Raw genomic sequence first — 19,967 nt, 5'->3', positions numbered from 1 at the left:
CCGGGTTCAAGGATAATCGGGAGGTGGAACCGGGCCGCTCCTTAAGGCTCGCCATCTGGGAAGGCACCCTTTCCGTCCTCTTCCTCAACTGGAGCACGGGAGTGATCCTCACGGGCTACGCCCTGGCCTTGGGCGCCTCCCCCCAAGCCCTGGCCCTTTTGGGGGGCCTTCCCTTCCTGGCCCAGCTTCTGGCTCCCCTGGCCCTTTTCCTGGAGGGAAGCCGCAAGGCCTGGAGCATGCGTCTGAACCTCCTGAGCCGGGGACTCTTCCTGCCCGCCATCCTGGCGCCTTTCCTGCCGGAGGCCTACCGGGTACCCGGCTTGCTGGTCTTCGCCGGGCTTTCCCAGCTCCTCGCCGCTCCCGTGGGGGTGCTTTGGCTCTCCTGGATGGCCGATCTGGTCCAGGAGGAAAAGCGGGGGCGCTACTTTGGCCTGCGCAACGCCCTCCTGGGCCTGGTGGCCACCTTGGGCAACCTCTTGGGAGGGGCGGTGGCCGACCGCCTCCCTCCCCCCTCCGGTTACCAGGCCGTCCTCCTCCTGGGGGTAGCCCTGGGACTCCTCGCCCTTCTCCTCCTCCGCCTGCAGGCCGAGCCTCCTCCCCCGGCCAGCCCGGCGCCCCTTCCCGCCCTCGAGGCCGCCTGGCGGGACCGAGGCTACCGCCGCTACCTGGGCCTCGTCCTTACCTGGTACCTGGCGGTGATGGTGGGGGGGCCCTACGTGGTGCCCTACTTTCTCGGGGTGGGCGGCCTCTCCATGACCCAGGTGGGCCTCTGGACGGTGGTTTCGGCGGTTTCCGGCCTTTTCTTCGGCCCTATGTGGGGGCGCCTCGCCGACCGGGAAGGCCACGGAACGGTCCTCTTTCGCGCGGGGCTCGTGGCCGCTCTGATGCCCCTTCTCTGGCTCTCCGGTTCCCGGGCGTTTCCCTGGCCCATCTGGCTTGCGGCCGTGGCCGACGCCCTGGCCTGGAGCGGCCTCAACACCGCCTTGGTCAACGTGGTCCTGGCCCGTTCCCCTAAGAACCTACGCAGGGGATACCTGGCCCTCTTCTGGCTGGCCTTGGGGCTAGGAGGGCTTCTCGGAAGCCTCCTGGCGGGCCAGGTGGCCCGCCTCCCTGGGGGCCCAAGCCCCTACCACCTGCCCATCCTGGTCTCCATGGGCCTAAGGCTTCTCCTGGTCTGGCGTTTCCGCCCCTAGACCCTTGCGCCGCATCTCCCCCCACACCCCCCGCTTGCGCCACACCTGGAAGGTGGCCCAAAAGCGCACCAAAGCCAAGGCCTGGCGGTAACCGAGCCCCTCCACCACGCTCAAAAGGAGGAGCCAAAGCCGGTCGCGGAACCGGGGATAGCGCTTAAGGAGTAAGGTCTCCATGCCCACGGCCAGCTGGGAAAGGAGGATCCCGTAGCCCACGGCCAGGAGAAGGAACAAAAGGGCGAACTCCGGGTTGAGCAGGCCTAAAAAGTGGAAAAGGGGAAGGGCCAGATACCCCACCACCTCCACCACCGGGGCCAGGGCCTCAAAGAGCAGGAAGTAGGGCATGGCCACAAGCCCAAGCCGCCCGTACCGGGGGTTAAAGAGCATGGCCCGGTGAATCCAAAGCACCTCCCAAAGCCCCCGGTGCCAGCGGTCCCGCTGCCGCCTCAGGGTGGCCCAGTCCGAGGGCACCTCGGTGTAGCAGATGGGGTCTGGGGTGTAGAGGATGCGGTACGCCCTTTCCTCCTCCCGGGCCCGGCGGTGGAGGCGCACCACCAGCTCCATGTCCTCTCCCACGGTGTCCGTGCGGTACCCCCCCACCCTAAGGGCCTCCGCCCGGCGGAAAACCCCAAAGGCCCCGGAGATGATGAGGAGGGCGTCCATGGCGCTCCAGCCCGCCCGCCCCAGGAAGAAGGCCCGGGCGTACTCAATGACCTGCATCTGCTCCAGGAAGCTCCCGGGAAGGCGCAGGGCCTCCACCATCCCCTCCCGCACCACGGCCCCGTTCAGGGGCCTTATGGTCCCCCCCACGGCCAGGACCCGGTCGTCCTCCAGGAAGAGCCGGCTCGCCCGGAGGAGGGCCTGGGCGTCCAGGAGGCTGTCGGCGTCCACGGCGCAGAAGAGGGGGTAGCGGGCCAGGTTGAGCCCGGCGTTTAGGGCGTCGGCCTTGCCCCCGTTCTCCTTGTCCACCACCAGGAGGTTGGGGTAGCGGAGGGAGCGATAGACCCCCCGGATGGGCTGGGTGGGGACCACCCTGCGAAAGGCCGCCTCCACCGGCACCAGGTGGAAGGCCTCCTTGAGCACTTCCAGGGTGCGGTCCTTGGGCCCATCCGCCACCACGATGACCTCAAACTCCGGGTAGTGGAGGGCCAGGAAGGAGCGCACCGAGGCGGCGATGGTTTTCTCCTCGTTGTAGGTGGGCACGAGGATGGAAACCGGGAGATAGGCCTCCCGCTCCAAAAGGTCCTTAAGGGCCAGTTCGGAAAGCTCCCGGGCGTAGCGGGCCACCATGCGGATGCCAAAGAGGGCGAAGAGGGCGTAGAGGAGGTTAAGGAGGGCGAAGTACCAGAGAACGAGGACCTGGTAGGCGAAAAGCAGGGAGTGAAGAAGGTTCACGCCGCCTCCCTTAACACCTGCTGGGCCATGGCCCGGCCGTAAGGGTCGGGGTGGGCCCGGGCGGCCTCGGCCAGGGCTTCCAGGCCGAGTTCCCTAAGCCCCTCGGCCGCCGCCCGACGCACGTAAAAGGAGGGATCGTAAAGGGCCTTCCACAGGGCCCTCCGGGCCAGGGTCTTCCCGAGGAGGGGAAGAAGCCTGGTGGCCTGGAGCCGCAAGTACTCCTCGGGGGCCTGCAGGTGGGCGAGAACCACCTCCTCCAGGCCCGAAGGCACAAAGCCCAGGCGCCAAAGGGCCCGCAAAGCCGCCGCCCGCAGCTCGGGGTCGGGGTCTTGGAGGAAACGGGCCACCTCCTCTCCCAGGGAAGCGAGCTTGAGGCGGCCCACAGCCTCCAGGGCCGCCCAGCGCTCCTCCCCCCCACCTTCGGACAAAAGGCGCTGCAAGGCCGCCTCGGCCCGGTCCTCCAAAAGGAGAAGGGCTTCCAGGAGGGCCCCCCGGGGAAGTCCCGCCTCCAATAGGGCCTGGGCCAAGGCCCCTACCCCCTCCCCCCGGGCGATCCTGGCCCCGGCCCGGGCCGCCGCCAGGCGGAGCACGGGGTCCGGGTGCTTCAGGTAGGGGAGGACCAGGTCCAGGGTCTCGGGGAGCCGGGCCTGGGCCAGGGCCTCCAGGGCCTCCAGGCGCGCAGGGCGGGAGTAGAACCGCCCTCGGAGCACCCTTCCCCAGGGAGGGCCCGCCTGGCGAAGCCAGAGGGCGAGGCGCTCGGCAAGCTCTCCCCGGAGCATCTCCCGGAGGTGCAAAAGGGCCTCCAGGGCAGGCCTCGGCCAAGGGGGCGGGGGCAGGGATTCCTCCGCCCAAAGGGCCCGGGTAAAGCGCCGGAGCCACTCCTCGTAGGCCCTCCGGTCCCGCCCCTCCTTAGCCTCGGTGTAAGCGTGGTAGAGGAGGACGTAGGCGGAAAGGAAGGCCAAGGCCAGGCCCGTGAGGAGGAGGGCCTGGAGGAGGGCCCGGTAAGCGAGGGGGGTGTTTAGGAGGGCAAAAAGCCGGGCGGAAAAGGCCAGCACCAGCTGCCCCAGGGCCAGGGCCTCGAGGCCCACCACCAGGAAGACCAAGAGGGCGTAAAGCTCTTCACCCCGCCGCCACATACCGCTCCAAGCGAAGTACGAGCTCCCTTGGGCTGAAGGGCTTGGTGAGGTAGTCCTGGGCCCCAAGCCGGAGGGCCTCCAGGATATGGCGCTCTTGCTTGAGCCCGGAGAGCACCACCACCGGGGTGTTCTTCCCGAGCTCCTGGCGCAGGTGGCGCAACAGGTCCAGACCGAAGCCCCCGGGGAGGTTGAGGTCCAGGACCACGGCGTCAACCTCCTTTTCCAGGGCCCTCTTGCCCGAGGCGAAGTCCCGGGCCAAGAAGACCTCGTGCCCCGCCCGCCTCAGGGCCACCTCCAGGATGGCCGCCACCGCCGGATCGTCCTCCACCACCAGCACCCGCGCCACGGCGCTCATTCTATCCGGGCCAAAAGGGCCTCCACCTCGGGGTCGGGGTTTCGGCGGAGCTCCTCCCGCAAAAGCCCCTTGGCCTCCTCCTTCCTCCCCTGCTCCAAAAGGGCCTTGGCCAGGGTGAAGCGGGCCAGGGGGTAGTCGGGCTTGAGGGCAAGCACCTGCCGGGCCAAAAGCTCGGCCTCCCTGGCCCGGCCCAGGGCCAAAACCACCTCCGCCAGGCCCCAGCGGGCGTCCAGGTTGCCGGGGTCTTGGGCCAGGACCCGGCGGTAACTCTCCTCGGCCTCCCCGTACCGCCTTAGGTGGTAGAGGAGCCTCCCGTAGCGCACCCGAAGGTCGGGACTGTCCAGGAGGGCCAGGGCCTTCTCGTAAAGGGGCTTGGCCTCGGCGTGCCGCCCCTGGAGGTAGAGGGCGAAGGCGAGCTCCCCTATGGCCTCGGCGTCGTCGGGGAAGGCGGCCACCGCCCGCCTCAGGAAGGCCTCCGCCCCCTTGGGGTCCTGGGGCAGTCTTAGCTTCCCCTCGTGGAAGCTAAGCCGCTCCCGGAAGGGCACGGGGTCGGAAGGGTAGCCCTCGAGGCCCACCTCGTCCAGGGCGAAGGCCCGCACCTGGCTCACCCGGTCCCCTTTCGGCCGGTAGAGGAAGAGGCTTCCCTCTCCCCGGGCGGAAAGGACCACGGCGTCGGCGCTTCGCACCTCCACCCGGAAGCCCCGGGCCCCCTCGGGAAGGAGAAGGCGGAAGGCCACCTCCCCCTCTGGGCCCGGCGCGGGGCGCACCAGGGGGGCGGGAAGGAGCCTTCGGCGCACCCCCGTGCCCAGCACCGCCCCCTCCCCGGAAGGAAGCCGCTCCCGGCCCAAGGCCACCTCCCCCCGGTAAAGGGAAAGCCGCCCCCGCTCCCCCCGGGAAAGGCGGAGGTGGGTGCCAAGAGGCCTCACCTCCCCTTCCGGAGTGGAGAGGAAGAGGGGCACGGGGGCCTCCCGCACCACCTCCACCCCCCCCTCTTGCAGGGCGATCTGCACCCTCTCCCCCCCGCCCCAGAGGCTCCGCCAGCGCCTGGCCTCTCCCCGGGCCTCCGGGCCGAAGGCGAGCTCCAAGCCTCTAAGCCGCACCACCTCGCCCGCGGGCACCTCCCCGAAGGCCCGGGAGCCCAGAGGGGCGGGGTAGAGGGGCAGGCGGGCCAGGGCCAGGAGGGCCAGGGCCAGGAGGAGGAGCCTGCCCACGGGGGCCCTCTGCCCGGGCCTAGGCCGCGGCAACAGGAGGAGGAAGGTGCTCCCCCGGCCCATGCGGCTTTTGAGGCGCACCTCCCCCCCGTGGGCCTCGAGGACCCGCTTCACCAGGGCGAGCCCCAGCCCCGTCCCCTCCACCTCCCCCCGGGTGGAGGCCCGGTAAAAGGGCTCAAACACCTTGTCCTGCTCCTCCTTTGGGATGCCGGGCCCCGTGTCGGCCACGGCGATGCCGTAGCGCTCCCGCCCCAAGAGGAGCCGCACCGCCACCCGCCCCCCTTTCGGGGTGTACTTCACCGCGTTGTTCAGGACGTTGAGCACCGCCTGGTAGAGCCAGTCCGGATCTCCATAGACCCAAGCCTCCCCCCGGGGGAGGACAAGCCGCAAGGCGAGGCCCTTCCGGCGGGCCAGGGGCCGGACCTCCTCGGCCGCCTGACGGAGGAGGGCTTTCAGGTCTACCCGCTCGCTCCTGAGCCGCACCCCCTGGCCGAGCCTCAGGTACTCCTGGGCTTTTTGCAGAAGCTCCTGGATGCGCCGGGCGCTCCTCTCGGCGATCCCCAAAAGCTCCTTGGCCTCCTCTGGCAGGCCCTCGGTTCCCAGGGTGAGCTCCAAGGCCCCGAGGACGCTCATGAGGGGGTTCTTGATCTCGTGGAGAAGAAGCCTAAGAAGCCTCGCCGTTTCGTCCTGGGCCCGCAGCAGGGAAAGCTCCCGCTCCCTCAGGGCCAAGACCTCCTGGAAAGCCTTGAGGAGGAGGCGCAGGGCCTCCAGGGTCTCCGGGCTCGGGGGACGGCTTCCCGTCCAATAAAGGGCCGCCTCCCCTTCCTCTAGGAGTTTTTCTCCCCGCAAAGGGCCCTCGGGCAGAACCACCCCCCGCCAGGCGACTTGCACCGGGTAGCGGCGCAGAAGGTCCGACAGAAAGGCCAGGTCCCCAGGGGGGTTCTGCACCATCGCCCCCAGTCTAGGAGAGGCGCTTGAAAGTCCCGTGAAAGCCTAGGGCCTGGGGGCCATGACCACCAGGAGAAGGGCGGGGCTTGCGGACTCGTTGCGCACCCCGTGAGGCACCCCCGCCGGGGCCAGGACGGCCATCCCCGGGGCCAGAAGGGCCTCCTCCTCCCCCACGCGCGCCACCACCTCCCCTTCCAGCACGTAGTACACCTTGTCCGAACCCTCGTGGGCGTGCACCTTCTGGGCCTGCCCGGGAAGGAGGGCGTACAGGTCGTAGAACATCCTTTCCGAATGGAAGACGGGGATCTTGGCCATCCTCTCTGGGTCGTAGCGCACCAGGCTCTTCAAGTCCCGGATCTCCATGCCCCGAGTCTACTTGACGGGGGGCCTGGGGCGGGCTACACTAACCTTTGCGCGCCGGGGAGTAGCGCAGCCTGGTAGCGCACACGCTTGGGGTGCGTGTGGTCGTCGGTTCAAATCCGGCCTCCCCGACCAAAGCCCCCGCCCTCGGAGGGCGGGGTTTTCCTCCTTCGGCGGGCCACGCCCTCCATCTTGACGAGGGCACGCCTTCTCGGTATGCTAAGCGTTGCGTGCGGGGGCGATTAGCTCAGCTGGTCAGAGCGCACGCCTGATAAGCGTGAGGTCGGTGGTTCAAGTCCACCATCGCCCACCACGATGCGCAGGGGAAAATCCCCCGGGTGCCGATTCCCGGGGGACTGGCCTTTCATACCCGTGCTTCCGGTTTCCTTCGCCCTGCCGGCCCGGGGAAGCCCGCCTAGGAACCTTTTACCGGGGCCCCCATGCTGGCCACGCCAGGAGATGCCACTCCGGGTGGGGGGCCGCCCTTTCAGCCCAGAACGCGGTGAAAGGCGTTCAGAAAAAGAGGGAGGCGCTCGCCGCGGGCCTCCTGCTCCTTCAAGGCTTCCTCAAAGGCCAGGGGGTCCATCACCAAGGAGGGAAGGCGCAAAAACCCCAGGTAGTACTCCCCCGCCTGGCCGGGGTAGCGGAGCCGGGCCCTTTCTTCGGGGAAAAGGAGCCCTTCAAAGGCCTCGAGGGAGGCCAGATAAGGGGCATGGCCCAGGTGCCTCAGGGCCTCTTTGAGCCGCCAAGGGTTGGTCCAAAAGCCATAGCGCAGGCGCTCGTCCAGGGCCTCCAAAGCCCCCCACCGACCCTCCCGGACAAGCTCCAGCCGCTTCAGGCGCAGGCGGGCGTACCGGGATAGGGAGAGGATTTCCAGGGAAAGGCCTTGGGCCACGAGGAGCCTCGAGGCCACCACGTAATCCTGGTACTCCCGGTAGGGGTCCACACCCCCAGGATGCCACGGCGGGAGGGATAGGATGGTGCCATGGACCGCAAGGCTTGGGTGATGCGCGCCCTCGAGGCCCTCCGCTTCGCCACCTTCCAGGAGATCCAGCGCTACCTGGACGAGGAGGGGGAGCCCTTCTCCCGTAAGGAGCTCCAGGACACCCTTAAGGCCCTGGTGCAGGAGGGCAGGGTGGAGGAAAAGGAAGGCACCTACCGCCTCGCCCCCAAGAAGGGGGACAAGGCGGCCTTTGAAAAGCTCTTCGGGGGCGAGCCCTAAGGGAGGCCCTCAGCGCCAGTAGTTGGGGGCCTCCTTCATGACCACCACGTCGTGGGGATGGCTCTCAATGAGCCCGGCCATGGTCATGCGCACGAAGCGGGCTTTCTTGCGGAAGGTCTCAATGTCGGGCGCCCCCACGTACCCCATGGCGCTCCTTAAGCCCCCCACGATCTGGTAGAGGACGTCGGCCACCGGGCCCTTGTAGGGCACCATGCCCTCAATCCCCTCGGGAACAAGCTTTTTGGCCTCGGTCTCCCCACCTTTCCCGGGGTCTTGGAAGTAGCGGTCGGCGGAGCCCTGCTTCATGGCCCCCAAAGAGCCCATGCCCCGGTAGAGCTTGTACCGCCTCCCGTCCTTCAGGACCTCCTCTCCCGGGGCCTCCTCGGTGCCCGCCAGCATGCTCCCCAGCATCACCGTGTGGGCCCCGGCGGCCAGGGCCTTGGCCACGTCCCCGGTGTACTTGATCCCCCCGTCGGCGATGACCGGGACGTCCAGGCCCTCCACCCCCGCCACCGCCTCGAGGATGGCCGAGATCTGGGGCACCCCCACCCCGGTCACCACCCGGGTGGTGCAGATGGAGCCGGGACCGATGCCCACCTTCACCGCGTCCGCCCCCCGCTCGGCCAGGGCCCTGGCCCCCTCCCGGGTGGCCACGTTCCCGGCGATGACCTCCACCTTCTCGCCGAAGGTCTCCTTGAGGTAGGCCAGGGCCTCCAGGATTCCCTTGGAATGGCCGTGGGCCGAGTCCAGCACCAGGACGTCCACCCCCGCTTCCACCAGGGCCTGGGCCCTCTCGGGAAGGTCCTTGCTGGCCCCCACTGCCGCCCCCACCAGGAGGCGCCCCAGGGCGTCCTTGGCGGCGTTAGGGTACTGCTTGCGCTTCACGATGTCCTTCAGGGTGAGGAGGCCCCTAAGCTTCCCCGACTCGTCCACCAGGGGAAGCTTCTCCACCTTGTGCCGCCTGAGGATCTCCTCGGCCTCCTCGAGGGTGGTCCCGGGCGGAGCGGTGATGAGGCGCTCAAAGGGGGTCATGACCTCGGTGACTGGGCGCTTCAGGTCCCGCTCAAAGCGGAGGTCCCGGTTGGTGACGAGGCCCAAAAGCTTCCCGTAGAGGTCCACCACGGGAAGCCCCCCGATGCGGTACTCCCGCATGAGGCGCTCGGCATCCTCCAGGGTGGCCGTGGGGGGAAGGGTCACGGGGTCCTGGATCATCCCCGCCTCGGAGCGCTTCACCTTGCGCACCATGGCCGCCTGGGCCTCTATGGAGAGGTTCTTGTGGATCACCCCAAGCCCCCCCTCCCGGGCCATGGCGATGGCCATCTCCGCCTCGGTCACCGTGTCCATGGCCGCGGAGAGAATGGGGATGTTCAGGAAAAGCCGCTTGGTGAGGCGGGTCCTGACGGAGACCTCCTTGGGCAGCACCTCCGAGTAGCCGGGCAAAAGGAGCACGTCATCAAAGGTAAGCCCCTCGTAGAGGATCTTCCCCTCGTACATGCTCCTCAGGGTACAAGGCCCAAAGGAAAAGGTCTAGGGGCGGCCTTCCAAGAGGGTAGCCTTGCGCCCAGAAAGTCTGGTACAATGCCCCCGAAGGGGGTGGGAAGCCGAAAGAAGTCCTCAGCCATTTCGGGGCGGTATTTGGGCCAGGCATTCTTAGGGCATTTTCGCAGGTATTTTCCGGTATTGCCCGTGCATTCTGGGGATGTGTTCAAGCTAGGCCATTCTTGGGTCCGTGGGGGGGCCTGCCTCCCCGCGGGCCCCGGTATTTTGTAAGCCATTCCCCCCAAACCCCGAAGGCTTCCCCCCGCCGGACCAGGCCACTACCCAGCCGGCACCGGGTGTGCTAAGCTGGGTAGTGAAAATCTGACTGGTTCCAAGTGCATGTGACCGAAGAAGCAGTTTTTACCGTTGTGATACCTATTCTTCCCCTCTTGACAGTATTGACACCACCCCCTAAAGTGAAAAACAAGCAAACGGGGCCGACCCCCCGGAAGCGGAGGAAAAAGGAGGGATGAAGATGAAGAAGCTGATCGCTCGCGTGTTGGTTCTTCTCGGCAGCTTGATCGCTCTGGGGCTTGCGGCTGGGGCTTCTATGCATTGGGAGTAACATATTGGCCAGCTTAGCTGGCCCTTTTTCTTGCCTTAGCGGGGGAAGTTTGCTACACTCAGGCCACTATGGCCGCTAAACGCCCGGAGCTTCCCCCGCCGCGGGTGCTCTTCTTGGTCCTCTCAGCCTTCCTAGGCTTCCTAGCCCTGGAGGGCTTCCTGCTTTGGGCCTACGGGCATATGCCCCTCCGCTTGAGCCTCCTGGACCTGCTCTTCTGGGGCGCGCTCATGCTCTGGAGCGTGGTTGTTCGTGTGCGCCTTCCCCTAAACGCAAGCATGAGCCAACTTTTTATCTTTGCTCTTGCGCTGGTCGTTATAGCCCCCCCATGGATACCTCCTCTCTTTAGCTTTTTGTCTCAATGGAGCCGAAAAGCTTGGTTTAAAGAACTTTTCAACCGCTCTCAGGATGGCCTGGCCACCGCCCTGGCGGCCCTGGCCTGGCAGTTCTTTCAGCAAAATCCCGTCTATTTGGGAACACTCAACCTAAGCTCTGGCATAGGCATTGCTTCTGCGTCACTGCTTTTTTTCCTCACAAATACTTTTCTTGTTACAACAGCAATCCATTTTGCCTCCCAAACCCCTTGGAGGGAAGTTTGGCGAAGAAACTCAGCCTGGATTGCAGCCAGCTACCTCCTCCTCTCCCCCATCGCCCTCCTCCTGGCCCGGGCCTACGAGACGCCCCTTCTCGCAGGCTGGGGCGGCTGGACGGTGCTCTTCTTCCTCATCCCCCTCTACTACAGCCGCTTCTACTGGGACGAGAAGGTGCGCCTGGAACAGGCCTTTGACGCCACCCTGGAAACCCTCATGCACGCCCTGGAGGCCAAGGAAACGGAAACCCGCCTCCACTCCGAGCGTGTGGCCGAGATCGCCCGCGACCTGGCCCGCAGGGTAAAGAAGGACGAGGTCTACGCCCAGGCCATCTACCGGGCGGCCCGGCTTCACGACATCGGCAAGATCGGCATCCCCGAGGCCGTGTTGCTGAAGCCCGGGCCCCTCAGTCCGGCCGAGCGCGAGGCCGTGGAAAGGCACCCCAAGTTCGGGGTGGAGATCCTCAAGCCCGGGAAAAAGGTGGCCTTTGAGGAGCTGGTCTACAACGTTGTGCTCTACCACCACGAGCGCTGGGACGGCCGGGGCTACCCCGAGAGGCTCGCCGGGCACGAGATCCCCGAGGAGGCCCGCATCGTGGGCCTGGCCGACGCCTACGAGGCCATGACCGCAGGCCGCCCCTACCGGAAGGCCAAGACCCCGGAGGAAGCGCTCCGGGAAGTCCAGGACATGTCCGGCATCCAGTTTGACCCCAGGCTGGTAGAGGCCTTCACGGCGCTCTGGCAGGAGAATCCCCTGTGGCGCGACCGGGAAGCCTACCTCAAGGCAAAGGAGGGATCCTTATCACGCTTTACCTTGCCGCAGCTCTCTTCGGCCTCGGACTCGCCCTCGCCCTCGGAGCCCGGCCAAAGGACTTCGGAGGGATAGAGCTAAGGGCGGCCTGGGCCTTCCTCCTGGCCGCCCTCCTGGAGGGAGGGCTGGCCTATGGCACCTACCGGGGGCTCTTCCCCCCGGAGGTGGCAGGGCCTCTGGCCAAAGTCCTGGTGCTCGCCCTGGTGGGTTACGGCCTCTACCAAAACCGTCACCTGAAAAGCCTCTACCTGGTGCTCTTGGGACTCTTCCTCAACACCCTGGTGATCTTCGCCAACGGGGGGCACATGCCGGTAAGCCTACCCGCCCTGCGCCAGGCGGGCATCGGAGGGTTTGAGGCCATCCTGCGCACCAAAGGGGACGCGGTCCACGCCCTGCTAGACGAGACCACCCGCCTGCCCTTCCTGGGAGACGTAATCCCCCTGCCCCCCTTGCAGAAGGTCATCAGCCCGGGGGACGTTTTCGTCCTGCTGGGCCTTGTGGGCGTGGTGGTGGAAGGCGCCCTCAAGGCCGGGGGCTTCCGCCTCTCCCTGCGCCAGGCGGCCCTACGGACCCTGGTCTACCTGGCCCTGGTCCTGGGCCTTTTGGCGGTCCGCTCCTAACCCTCTCTCCCGGCAGTGTAGTGTATAGTCCCGTAAGGGGGTTATACCCCTGACCCGGAGGGCAAATGGCGTACCGCATCTGCTTGATTGAAGGCGACGGCATCGGGCACGAAGTGGTTCCGGCCGCAAGAAGGGTCCTGGAGGCCACGGGCCTCCCCCTGGAGTTCGTGGAGGCCGAGGCGGGCTGGGAAACCTTTGAGCGAAGAGGCTCCTCCGTCCCCGAGGAAACCGTGGAAAAAATCCTCTCCTGCCACGCCACCCTCTTCGGGGCCGCCACCAGCCCCACCCGCAAGGTCCCCGGCTTTTTCGGGGCCATCCGCTACCTGAGGCGGCGGCTGGACCTCTACGCCAACGTGCGCCCCGCCAAAAGCCGCCCCATCCCCCAAAGCCGCCCCGGGGTGGACCTGGTCATCGTGCGGGAGAACACCGAAGGGCTCTACGTGGAGCAGGAAAGGCGTTACCTGGACGTGGCCATCGCCGACGCGGTGATCTCCAAGAAAGCCAGCGAGCGCATCGGACGGGTGGCCTTAAAGATTGCCGAGGGTAGGCCCCGTAAGACCCTCCACATCGCCCACAAGGCCAACGTGCTTCCCGTCACCCAGGGGCTCTTCCTGGATACGGTAAAGGAGGTGGCCAAGGACTTCCCCCTGGTGAACCTTCAGGACATCATCGTGGACAACTGCGCCATGCAGCTCGTCATGCGCCCCGAGCGCTTTGATGTCATCGTCACCACCAACCTCCTGGGGGACATCCTCTCCGACCTCACCGCCGGGCTCGTGGGCGGCCTGGGCCTTGCCCCCTCCGCCAACATCGGGGACACCACGGCCGTGTTTGAACCCGTCCACGGCTCCGCCCCCGACATCGCCGGCAAGGGCATCGCCAACCCCACGGCCGCCATCCTCTCCGCGGCCATGATGCTGGACTACCTGGGGGAGAAGGAGGCCGCCAGGAAGGTGGAACAGGCGGTGGACCTGGTGCTGGAGAGGGGCCCCCGCACCCCGGACCTAGGGGGCAACGCCACCACGGAAACCTTCACCCAAGCGGTGGTGGCGGCCTTGCGATCCCTTTAAAAGCTCGTTCCGTGGTTAGAGGCTAAAGCCTCGGCTTTAGCCTCTTCCCCTTTTGTGGAGGTGGCCATACAATAGGGCTAGGTTAGGGTATGACTTCGGGTTCGGCTGAAAAAGCGTAGGAGGAGGTGCCGTGTTTTCAGGTTTTAGCAAGCTATTCCGGCCCCGGGTGGAGGCCCTGGGTTTGGAGGTGGGAGCCCAAGCCCTGAAGCTGGTGGAGCTTCGGGGCTTTCCGCCCACCCTCACCGCCCTGGCCACCCGCCCGCTGCCTCCGGGGACCTTGACGGAAGGGGTGGTGGCAGAGCCCCAGGCCCTAAGCCAGGAGATCCGGGAACTCCTGGCCGAGGCCCGCACCCGCAAGCGCTACGTGGTGTCCGCCGTCCCCAATCCCAGCGTCATCCTCCGCACCCTGCAGGTGCCCAAGATGCCCCCCAAGGAGATGGAGGAGGCGGTGCGCTGGGAAGCCGAGCGGTACATCCCCTTCCCCATAGACGAGGTGGTCCTAGACTACGCCCCCCTGGACCCCCTGGCCGAGGTGGCCGAGGGGGAACAGGTGGAGGTCATGGTCGCCGCCGCAAGGCAGGAGGCGGTGGCCTCCTTGATCGAGGCTTTGAGGGGGGCGGGGCTTATCCCTGTGGCCCTGGACGTGAAGCCCTTCGCCGGCCTCTATCCCCTGGAGGAAACCCTAAGCGGAGAACCGGACCGGGTGGCGGTGGCCATAGAGATCGGGGCGGAAAGCACCAGCCTCCTTCTTCTCAGAGGGGACCGTCCCCTGGCCATCCGCATCCTCACGCTCTCGGGAAAGGATTTCACCGAGGCCATCGCCAAGGGCTTTGGCCTGGACTTCCTCACCGCCGAGGAGGTCAAGCGCACCTATGGTCTAGCCACCATCCCCACGGAGGACGAGGAGCTCCTCTTGGACTTTGACGCCGAAAGGGAGCGGTATAGCCCCGGGAAGATCTACGACGCCATCCGCCCGGTTCTGGTGGACCTCACCCAGGAGATCCGCCGGAGCCTGGAGTTTTTCCGCGTGCAGCTGGGGGACATCCAGCCCGAGGTGGGCTTCCTCTACGGGGGGGGAAGCCGCCTCCGGGGGCTTTCCACCCTGCTCACGGACGTGCTTGGGGTCAACTTCCTCACGCCCAATCCTTGGGAGGGTATCCGTGCGGACCCCAAGCGCTTTGACCCGGAGAAGCTTAGGGAGCTGGGCCCCGAGTGGATGGTGCCCGTGGGGTTGGCCCTGAGGGGGGTGAATCCCCTTGATTAGGCTGAACCTCCTTCCCAAGAACCTTCGCCGCCGGGTGGAGCCCGGGTGGTGGCGGCTGGCGGCGGCCCTCTTCGCCCTGGTGGTCCTGGGCACCCTGGGCTTCCTCCACTACACCGCTTACACCGAGCTTTCCCTGGCCAGGTCGGAGCGGGACGCCCTAAGGGCCGAGGTGGAGGCCCTAAAGCCCTTCATAGTGGAGCAGAACCGCCTGGTGCAGGAGAGGAAGACCCTCGAGGCCCTCCTCGCCATCCGCGAGGGGCTACGGAAAAACTTCGTCCCCTGGTCCGAGTACCTTGCCGCCTTCATCAACCAGATTCCCAAAGAAGGGGGGCGTCTTCCCGTGGCCTTGCGCTCCGTGGGGACCCGTGCCCTCTCGGAGGAGGAGGCCAACACCCAGGCCCAAAACGGGGCCTTTGGCGGCAAGCGGGTGCGGGTGGAGTTCACCCTCCAGGGGGAGGTCCAGAGCCAAGGCGCCCTGGTGCGCTTCGTGCGGGCCTTTGAGACCTCTCCCCGCTTTGGCATAGAGTTCCAAGGGGCCTCCCTGGACCAGAACCGAGGGCTCTACACCTTCAGCGCCCGGGTGGGCGTGGTGGGAGGTGAGCAAGGTGCTCGCTAGATTGGGGCAAAGGGAGTGGGCCCTCATCGCCATGGTCCTCACCTTGGTGGTGGGCCTCCTTTGGTACTACCTGGGAATCCTGCCCCTGCGGCAGGAGACGGAGGCGGTGCGCCAGGAGATAGCAACCCTCCTCCCCGAAAGGGACAAGGGCCGCCGGGCCCAGAGGGCCCTACCCGAGCTCCGGGCCGCCATCGCCCTCCTGCAGGCGGAAAAGCAGGCTTTCCTCCGGGCTCTCCCCAAGGAAGAGCGCCTTGCGGAGGTGCTCTCCGAGATCCTGGGAGAGGCGAACCGGAGCGGGGTCACGGTGCGCTCCTTCACCCGCTCCCCCACCACCGCCCCCGTGCCCGAGGTGCGGGCGGTGAACCTGGCCCTGTCCCTGGAGGGCCCCTTCCCGGAGACCTACGCCTACCTCAGGCGCCTGGAGGGCCTCTCCCGTTTTAGCTCCCTCTCTGGGCTTAACCTAAGCGTCCAGGGCCAGGACCTCAATCCCATCCTCTCCACCAGCCTGACCCTCACCCTCTACATGCTGGCCAAGGACCTCGAGACCAACCAGGCGCAGGAAGGGGGTACCCGGTGAAGGACCTTTTGGCCCGCCTCGCCGCCTCCTGGAAAAACCTTCCCCAGTCCACCAAGCTTCTCCTGGCGGGACTCCTGCTGGTAGGAGCGGTCACCCTTTGGTACGTGAGCCTCTACCTCCCCGCCCAAATGCCCCCCGGGGCGGAGGCCCCAAGCCCCACCCCCAGGGAGGAGCCCAAGGCCCTCGAGGTCGCCCCCATCCCTCCCCTCAGCGAACCCGCCCCCGCCCAGACCACCCCGCCCCCCCCCGCCCCCAAGGCCCAAACCCCCACGGAAGCCAAGCCCCAGGGGCTTCCCCTGCCCAAGGCCCAGGAGGAGGCCACGCCCCCCAACCCCTTCGTGCCCCTTCTCGTGGAGGCCCCGCCTTCCCCTCCCCCCGCGCCCTCCCCAAGCCCAAAGCCCGTACCCCAAGGACCCCCGGTACGGGTGAGCCCGGGTACCCCCCTCCCCACGCCGAGCCTGGCCCCAGCCCAGGCCCCCCAGAGACCCCTCCCCGGCACCGCCGGGGCCCTACCCGCCCCCAAGGTCCTGACCCCCGGGCCCAAAGCCGAGGCCCCCTCGCCCCCCCCGGAACCCCCCGTGCTCCCCTCCGCCCCGGCGGGCCTGGTGGAGGCTCCCCTACCCGAATCCGCCCCTCCTTCCGGCCAGGCCCCCACCACCCCCAAGACCCCTTTGCAGGCCCTGGTGGAGGAGAAAGGGCTTAAGCTCGCAGGGACCCTCCTGGGACCGGTGAGCGTGGCCATCCTGGAGAGCAAGGAAGGCTACCTGGTGCTCCCGGCGGGAAGCCCCATCCCCGGGAGCGAAGCGGTGATCCGCCGCATAGAGGGCGACCGCGTGGTCCTCGCCCTCAAAGACGAAACCTTGGACATCCCCCTGGTAAGCGTGCAGGCCGGAGGTGGACGGTGAAAGGAACCCTTATGAAGCCCTTGATCTGGGCCTCGCTGGCCCTGGGTTTTTCGGCCCTGGCGGGAAGCTTCCCCGACGAGCCCCGCTTCGGGGCCAAGGTGGACCTCAAGGTCTCGGAAAGCCAGGTGCGGGCCGGCCTCACCCTGCCCCTGGACGTGGCCCTGGAGGCCCTGGCGCGGAGCGTGGGCCTGCAACCCCTCATCTACCGGGCCTACGATCCCAGCGGGGACCCGGCCAAGGCCCAGCCCCCCCTCCCCAACGTCAAGCTGGACTTCCAGGGCAAGCCCTTCCGGGAGGTATGGGACCTCCTCTTCGCCACCTACGGGGCCCAGTTCAACCTGGACTACCTCTTCCTGCCCCCCGATGTGGTGGTGGTGGCCCCCACCCAGGTGATCACCGCTTTGGTGGACGCCCCGAGCCGCGCGGGGGCCATGGAGCGGAGGCCCTACCTGGTGGGCGTTCCCGAGATCGCCTACAAGCGCACCGAAACCGATGCCCAGGGCCAGACCCGGACCGTGGTGAACCTCGAGGGGGCCAAGGCCTGGGTGCAAAACGACCTCCTCCCCTTCCTCTCCCGGGAGGCCGCCGGGCTCAACGTGAACTGGATCGTGGTGGAGGAGGGAGGGAGGGTTAAGACCATCCTCTCGGTCCTGGCCACCCCGGAGCAGCACACCCGCTTTGCCGATATCCTGCAACGGGCGGGCATAGACTTCCGCCCCCTCCCGGCCCTGGCCCAGCCCAAGCCCCGGGTGGAAAGGACCTACGCCCTCACCTACGCCACCTTCCCCGAGCTCCTGGCTTTCCTCCAGAGCCAGGTGCCCGGGGCCCAGGTGAGCGTGGTGCCCACCAATCCCCAAAGGGCCGTGGTGCTGGCCACCGAGGAGGAGCACGCCCGCCTCAGCGAGCTCCTCAAGGCCGCCGACGTCCCCAAGACCGTCCGGCGGGTCTACGCCCTGCAAAACCTCACCTTTGAGGAGGCCAAGACCCGGCTCCAGCCCCTCCTGGAAAAGGAGCTCAGGGGCGCCCGCCTGGAAAGCATCCCCGGCAACCCCAAGGCCCTCCTCCTCGAGGCCCCCGAGGCGGACCAGGCTCTCTTCGCCGAACTCCTCAAGGCCGCCGACGTGGTGGCCCAGGTGGCCCCGCCCACCCCGGAGGCCACCACCCGCCGCCTCTACCCCCTGCGCTTCGCCGACGCCGAGAAGGTGGCCCCCTTCCTCGCCCGGGAGGTGCCGGGGATCGTGGTGCAGACCGTCCCGGGCCAGCCCGTCCTCTCCGTGAGGGGCACGGAAAGGCAGCTCGCCGAGGTGGAAAACCTCCTGGCCCAGATTGACCGGGCCCCGGAGCAAGGGCCCCCCGTCTTCCAGCGGGCCTACCAGCTCTCCAACGCCAAGGCCAGCGACCTCGCCAAGGTCTTGCAAGAGGCCCTGCAGGCGCAAAAACCCCAGGCTCAGGGCCAGGCCCAAGCCCCAACCCGGCAGGCCACGGTGGTGGCCGACGAGCGCACCAACACCCTCATCGTCACCGGCACCCAGGAGGAACTGGCCCTGGTGGAAGGCCTTATCCCCAAGCTGGACCAGGCCGTGCCCCAGGTGAACCTAAGGGTGCGCATCCAGGAGGTGCAGTCCAACCTCACCCGGAACCTGGGCCTCAAGTGGAACACCGTGGCCGGGGGGAACGTGGTGGCCAGCGTCCTGGACTCGGGGCTTTCCCTCATCTTTGACTCCACCCGTAGCCTCGCCGCCCTCAACATCCTGGCTACCCTCGAGGCCCTCCAGCGCCAGGGCCTCTCCCGGGCCCTTAGGGACGTGAACCAGACCGTGCTCAACAACCAGACCGCCCGCCTGCAGTCCGGGGAGACCTTCCTCATCCGGAGGGTGGTGGGGGACCGGGTGGAACGGGTGCCCTTTGACATCGGCATCATCGTGGAGGTCACCCCCCAGATCACCGCCGACGGCCAGATCCTCCTCAACATCAAGGCCGAGGTCTCGGGGAACGTCCAACGCAACCCCGTAGACGGGGACGTGGACCGCTTCACCAAGCAGGTGGTGACCACCACCCTGAGGGTGCGGGACGGGGAGACCGTGGTCCTGGGGGGCCTCACCTCCCAGGAGAACAACCAGACCCAGCAGGGCGTGCCCCTCCTCATGGACATCCCTCTGATCGGGGAACTCTTCAAGCAAAGGACCAACGAGACCACCGACCGGGAGCTTCTGGTGGTCATCACCGCCGACATCCTCAAGGAACGGGCGCAAAGGCCCTAATACCCTTTCTCCCTGTTTCCTTCGCTCTACGGGCTCCAGGAAGCCTGCCTAGGAACCTTTTGCCGGGGCCCCCATGCTGGCGCAAGCCGGCATGGGGTGGTATAACACCGCTTGGGCCAGCGGGGGGCCGGGGGCGCTGGACCCCGGCCCCTTCCCTCCCTACAATGGGCCCATGAGGTTTCTCACGGCAGGCGAGTCCCACGGCCCCGAGCTTCTCGCCATCATTGAAGGGCTTCCCGCCGGGCTTCCCCTCTCGGAGGAGGACATCAACCCCTGGCTGGAAAAGCGGCAGAAAGGCTACGGCCGGGGCCGGCGCATGGTCATAGAGACCGACCGGGTGGAGTTCCGGGCCGGCATAAGGGCGGGGCGCACCACGGGAGGCCCCGTGGCCCTGGCCATCAAGAACGCCGACTTCAAGAACTGGGTGGAAATCATGGACCCGGCCCCCGGGAACGAGCCCCGCAAAAGGGCCCTCACCGCTCCCCGCCCCGGCCACGCCGACCTGGCGGGGGGCATCAAGTACGGGCACAAGGACCTTCGGGACGTCCTGGAAAGGGCCAGCGCCCGGGAGACGGCCATGCGGGTGGCGGTGGGGGCGGTGGCCCTGAAGCTCCTCGCCCTCCTGGGGGTGGAGGGGGTGGGGTACGTGCCCGGGATGGCCGGGGTGTGGTCCAGGGTGCCCTTCTCCTGGGACCTGGTGCCCCGGATTGAGGAAAGCCCCCTGCGCATGACCGACCCTGAGGCCGAGGCCGAGGCCATCCGCCGCATAGACCGGGCCAAGGCCGAGGGGGACACCCTGGGGGGGGTCATTGAGGCCCGCTTCCGTGGCCTGGTGCCGGGCCTCGGCAGCCACGTCCACTGGGACCGGAAGCTGGACGGCCGCCTGGCCCAGATGGCCCTTTCCATCCCGGCGGTGAAGGGGGTGGAGATCGGCCCCGCCTTTGAGAACGCCATGAAGCGGGGCTCGGAGGTGCACGACGCCATCTACTGGAGCCCGGAAAAAGGCTTTTACCGCCAGACCAACCGGGCCGGGGGCCTGGAGGGGGGCATGACCACGGGGGAGGAGCTGGTGGTCCGGGCCGCCCTCAAGCCCATCGCCACCCTGATGCGCCCCCTCCCCACCGTGGACGTGGTGACCCACGAGCCTAAGGACGCCGCCAGGGAACGCTCGGACACCACGGCCGTGCCGGCGGCCAGCGTGATCCTCTGCGCCCTTTCGGCCATCGTGCTGGCCCAGGCTTACCTGGAGAAGTTTGGGGGGGATACTTTGGAGGAAATCCAGGAACGTGTGGAGCGCTACAAGGAACGGGCGCGCGCCTACTAGGCGTAGGATAAC

At 67.5% G+C, this 19,967-nt stretch carries 18 protein-coding genes and 2 tRNA genes; 13 read left to right on the top strand and 7 right to left on the bottom strand.

Translation table 11 applies throughout. The features are described from left to right. Positions 1-23: 23 nt before the first annotated feature. Positions 24-1,193 (top strand): MFS transporter, encoded by a 1,170-nt coding sequence (locus ACZ5RK_RS05115; protein ID WP_464909919.1) that lies wholly within the window; start codon positions 24-26, stop codon positions 1,191-1,193. Here ACZ5RK_RS05115 and ACZ5RK_RS05110 read toward each other — a convergent pair. From ACZ5RK_RS05110 to ACZ5RK_RS05090, 5 genes are read right to left on the bottom strand one after another with little or no spacing between them, the layout of a single operon-like run. Beyond that, positions 1,158-2,585, bottom strand: a complete 1,428-nt coding sequence (locus tag ACZ5RK_RS05110; protein WP_464909918.1) for a glycosyltransferase family 2 protein — start codon at positions 2,583-2,585, stop codon at positions 1,158-1,160. The genes ACZ5RK_RS05115 and ACZ5RK_RS05110 overlap by 36 nt on opposite strands. After that, complete coding sequence (locus tag ACZ5RK_RS05105; RefSeq protein ID WP_464909917.1) at positions 2,582-3,721, bottom strand: HEAT repeat domain-containing protein; 1,140 nt, start codon at positions 3,719-3,721, stop codon at positions 2,582-2,584. The genes ACZ5RK_RS05110 and ACZ5RK_RS05105 overlap by 4 nt, the downstream gene beginning before the upstream one ends. Beyond that, positions 3,705-4,076: a response regulator transcription factor gene (locus tag ACZ5RK_RS05100; RefSeq protein ID WP_464909916.1), complete on the bottom strand. Its 372-nt coding sequence runs from the start codon at positions 4,074-4,076 to the stop codon at positions 3,705-3,707. The genes ACZ5RK_RS05105 and ACZ5RK_RS05100 overlap by 17 nt, the downstream gene beginning before the upstream one ends. Next, entirely contained in the window at positions 4,073-6,238 is a 2,166-nt protein-coding gene (locus ACZ5RK_RS05095) for an ATP-binding protein (RefSeq protein ID WP_464909915.1), read from the bottom strand. The genes ACZ5RK_RS05100 and ACZ5RK_RS05095 overlap by 4 nt, the downstream gene beginning before the upstream one ends. A gap of 42 nt (positions 6,239-6,280) precedes the next feature. Beyond that, entirely contained in the window at positions 6,281-6,598 is a 318-nt protein-coding gene (locus ACZ5RK_RS05090; RefSeq protein WP_054647145.1) for a cupin domain-containing protein, read from the bottom strand. A gap of 55 nt (positions 6,599-6,653) precedes the next feature. On the opposite strand from ACZ5RK_RS05090, the gene ACZ5RK_RS05085 reads away from it, so the two are divergent. Both ACZ5RK_RS05085 and ACZ5RK_RS05080 read left to right on the top strand, forming a co-directional pair. After that, a tRNA-Pro gene (locus ACZ5RK_RS05085) sits at positions 6,654-6,730 on the top strand. 101 nt (positions 6,731-6,831) lie between these two features. Then, positions 6,832-6,908, top strand: a tRNA-Ile gene (locus ACZ5RK_RS05080). Positions 6,909-7,082: 174 nt separating this feature from the next. Here the strand turns inward: ACZ5RK_RS05080 and ACZ5RK_RS05075 are convergent. Beyond that, entirely contained in the window at positions 7,083-7,541 is a 459-nt protein-coding gene (locus ACZ5RK_RS05075; RefSeq protein WP_054647146.1) for a hypothetical protein, read from the bottom strand. 39 nt (positions 7,542-7,580) lie between these two features. On the opposite strand from ACZ5RK_RS05075, the gene ACZ5RK_RS05070 reads away from it, so the two are divergent. Then, positions 7,581-7,817, top strand: a complete 237-nt coding sequence (locus ACZ5RK_RS05070) for a hypothetical protein (protein WP_464909914.1) — start codon at positions 7,581-7,583, stop codon at positions 7,815-7,817. Positions 7,818-7,826: 9 nt separating this feature from the next. On the opposite strand, the gene guaB is transcribed toward ACZ5RK_RS05070, so the two are convergent. Beyond that, positions 7,827-9,311 (bottom strand): IMP dehydrogenase, encoded by a 1,485-nt coding sequence (gene guaB / locus ACZ5RK_RS05065; protein WP_464909913.1) that lies wholly within the window; start codon positions 9,309-9,311, stop codon positions 7,827-7,829. A 678-nt stretch (positions 9,312-9,989) separates the two neighbouring features. Between guaB and ACZ5RK_RS05060 the strand changes: the two genes are divergently transcribed. From ACZ5RK_RS05060 to aroC, 9 genes are all read left to right on the top strand, one after another. Continuing rightward, on the top strand, positions 9,990-11,393 hold the full coding sequence (locus tag ACZ5RK_RS05060; protein WP_464909912.1) for an HD-GYP domain-containing protein: 1,404 nt from the start codon (positions 9,990-9,992) through the stop codon (positions 11,391-11,393). A gap of 50 nt (positions 11,394-11,443) precedes the next feature. Continuing rightward, positions 11,444-11,938 carry a DUF5317 family protein gene (locus ACZ5RK_RS05055; protein ID WP_054647147.1) on the top strand — a complete coding sequence of 165 codons (495 nt, stop codon included), beginning with the start codon at positions 11,444-11,446 and terminating at the stop codon, positions 11,936-11,938. A 65-nt stretch (positions 11,939-12,003) separates the two neighbouring features. After that, positions 12,004-13,008, top strand: coding sequence for a homoisocitrate dehydrogenase (locus ACZ5RK_RS05050; RefSeq protein WP_464909911.1), 1,005 nt, complete (start codon positions 12,004-12,006; stop codon positions 13,006-13,008). Positions 13,009-13,138: 130 nt separating this feature from the next. Next, the gene (pilM, locus tag ACZ5RK_RS05045; RefSeq protein WP_464909910.1) at positions 13,139-14,272 is read left to right on the top strand and encodes a type IV pilus assembly protein PilM; all 1,134 of its coding nucleotides are present in this window, start codon (positions 13,139-13,141) and stop codon (positions 14,270-14,272) included. Next, positions 14,265-14,888, top strand: coding sequence for a flagellar protein FliT (locus ACZ5RK_RS05040; protein WP_464909909.1), 624 nt, complete (start codon positions 14,265-14,267; stop codon positions 14,886-14,888). The genes pilM and ACZ5RK_RS05040 overlap by 8 nt, the downstream gene beginning before the upstream one ends. After that, on the top strand, positions 14,878-15,465 hold the full coding sequence (locus ACZ5RK_RS05035; protein ID WP_464909908.1) for a type IV pilus inner membrane component PilO: 588 nt from the start codon (positions 14,878-14,880) through the stop codon (positions 15,463-15,465). The genes ACZ5RK_RS05040 and ACZ5RK_RS05035 overlap by 11 nt, the downstream gene beginning before the upstream one ends. After that, positions 15,462-16,370: a competence protein gene (locus ACZ5RK_RS05030; RefSeq protein WP_464909907.1), complete on the top strand. Its 909-nt coding sequence runs from the start codon at positions 15,462-15,464 to the stop codon at positions 16,368-16,370. Before ACZ5RK_RS05035 ends, ACZ5RK_RS05030 begins: the two co-directional genes overlap by 4 nt. Before the next feature lie 11 nt (positions 16,371-16,381). After that, a complete protein-coding gene (locus ACZ5RK_RS05025) occupies positions 16,382-18,631 on the top strand; it encodes a secretin N-terminal domain-containing protein (protein WP_464909906.1) in 2,250 nt (749 codons plus the stop codon). A gap of 172 nt (positions 18,632-18,803) precedes the next feature. After that, a complete protein-coding gene (aroC, locus tag ACZ5RK_RS05020) occupies positions 18,804-19,955 on the top strand; it encodes a chorismate synthase (RefSeq protein ID WP_464909905.1) in 1,152 nt (383 codons plus the stop codon). Positions 19,956-19,967: the final 12 nt, after the last annotated feature.

Source organism: Thermus kawarayensis JCM 12314 (assembly GCF_055393575.1).
This window is presented reverse-complemented; position numbering and strand designations above follow the sequence as displayed.

What these genes read in the sequence shown, in the direction of transcription:
- ACZ5RK_RS05105 (WP_464909917.1), bottom strand. Translation starts at nt 3,721, where the DNA reads ATGTGGCGGCGGGGTGAAGAGCTTTACGCCCTCTTGGTCTTCCTGGTG.
- ACZ5RK_RS05100 (WP_464909916.1), bottom strand. Translation starts at nt 4,076, where the DNA reads ATGAGCGCCGTGGCGCGGGTGCTGGTGGTGGAGGACGATCCGGCGGTG.
- ACZ5RK_RS05095 (WP_464909915.1), bottom strand. Translation starts at nt 6,238, where the DNA reads ATGGTGCAGAACCCCCCTGGGGACCTGGCCTTTCTGTCGGACCTTCTG.
- ACZ5RK_RS05090 (WP_054647145.1), bottom strand. Translation starts at nt 6,598, where the DNA reads ATGGAGATCCGGGACTTGAAGAGCCTGGTGCGCTACGACCCAGAGAGG.
- ACZ5RK_RS05070 (WP_464909914.1), top strand. Translation starts at nt 7,581, where the DNA reads ATGGACCGCAAGGCTTGGGTGATGCGCGCCCTCGAGGCCCTCCGCTTC.
- guaB (WP_464909913.1), bottom strand. Translation starts at nt 9,311, where the DNA reads ATGTACGAGGGGAAGATCCTCTACGAGGGGCTTACCTTTGATGACGTG.
- ACZ5RK_RS05060 (WP_464909912.1), top strand. Translation starts at nt 9,990, where the DNA reads ATGGCCGCTAAACGCCCGGAGCTTCCCCCGCCGCGGGTGCTCTTCTTG.
- ACZ5RK_RS05050 (WP_464909911.1), top strand. Translation starts at nt 12,004, where the DNA reads ATGGCGTACCGCATCTGCTTGATTGAAGGCGACGGCATCGGGCACGAA.
- ACZ5RK_RS05025 (WP_464909906.1), top strand. Translation starts at nt 16,382, where the DNA reads ATGAAGCCCTTGATCTGGGCCTCGCTGGCCCTGGGTTTTTCGGCCCTG.
- aroC (WP_464909905.1), top strand. Translation starts at nt 18,804, where the DNA reads ATGAGGTTTCTCACGGCAGGCGAGTCCCACGGCCCCGAGCTTCTCGCC.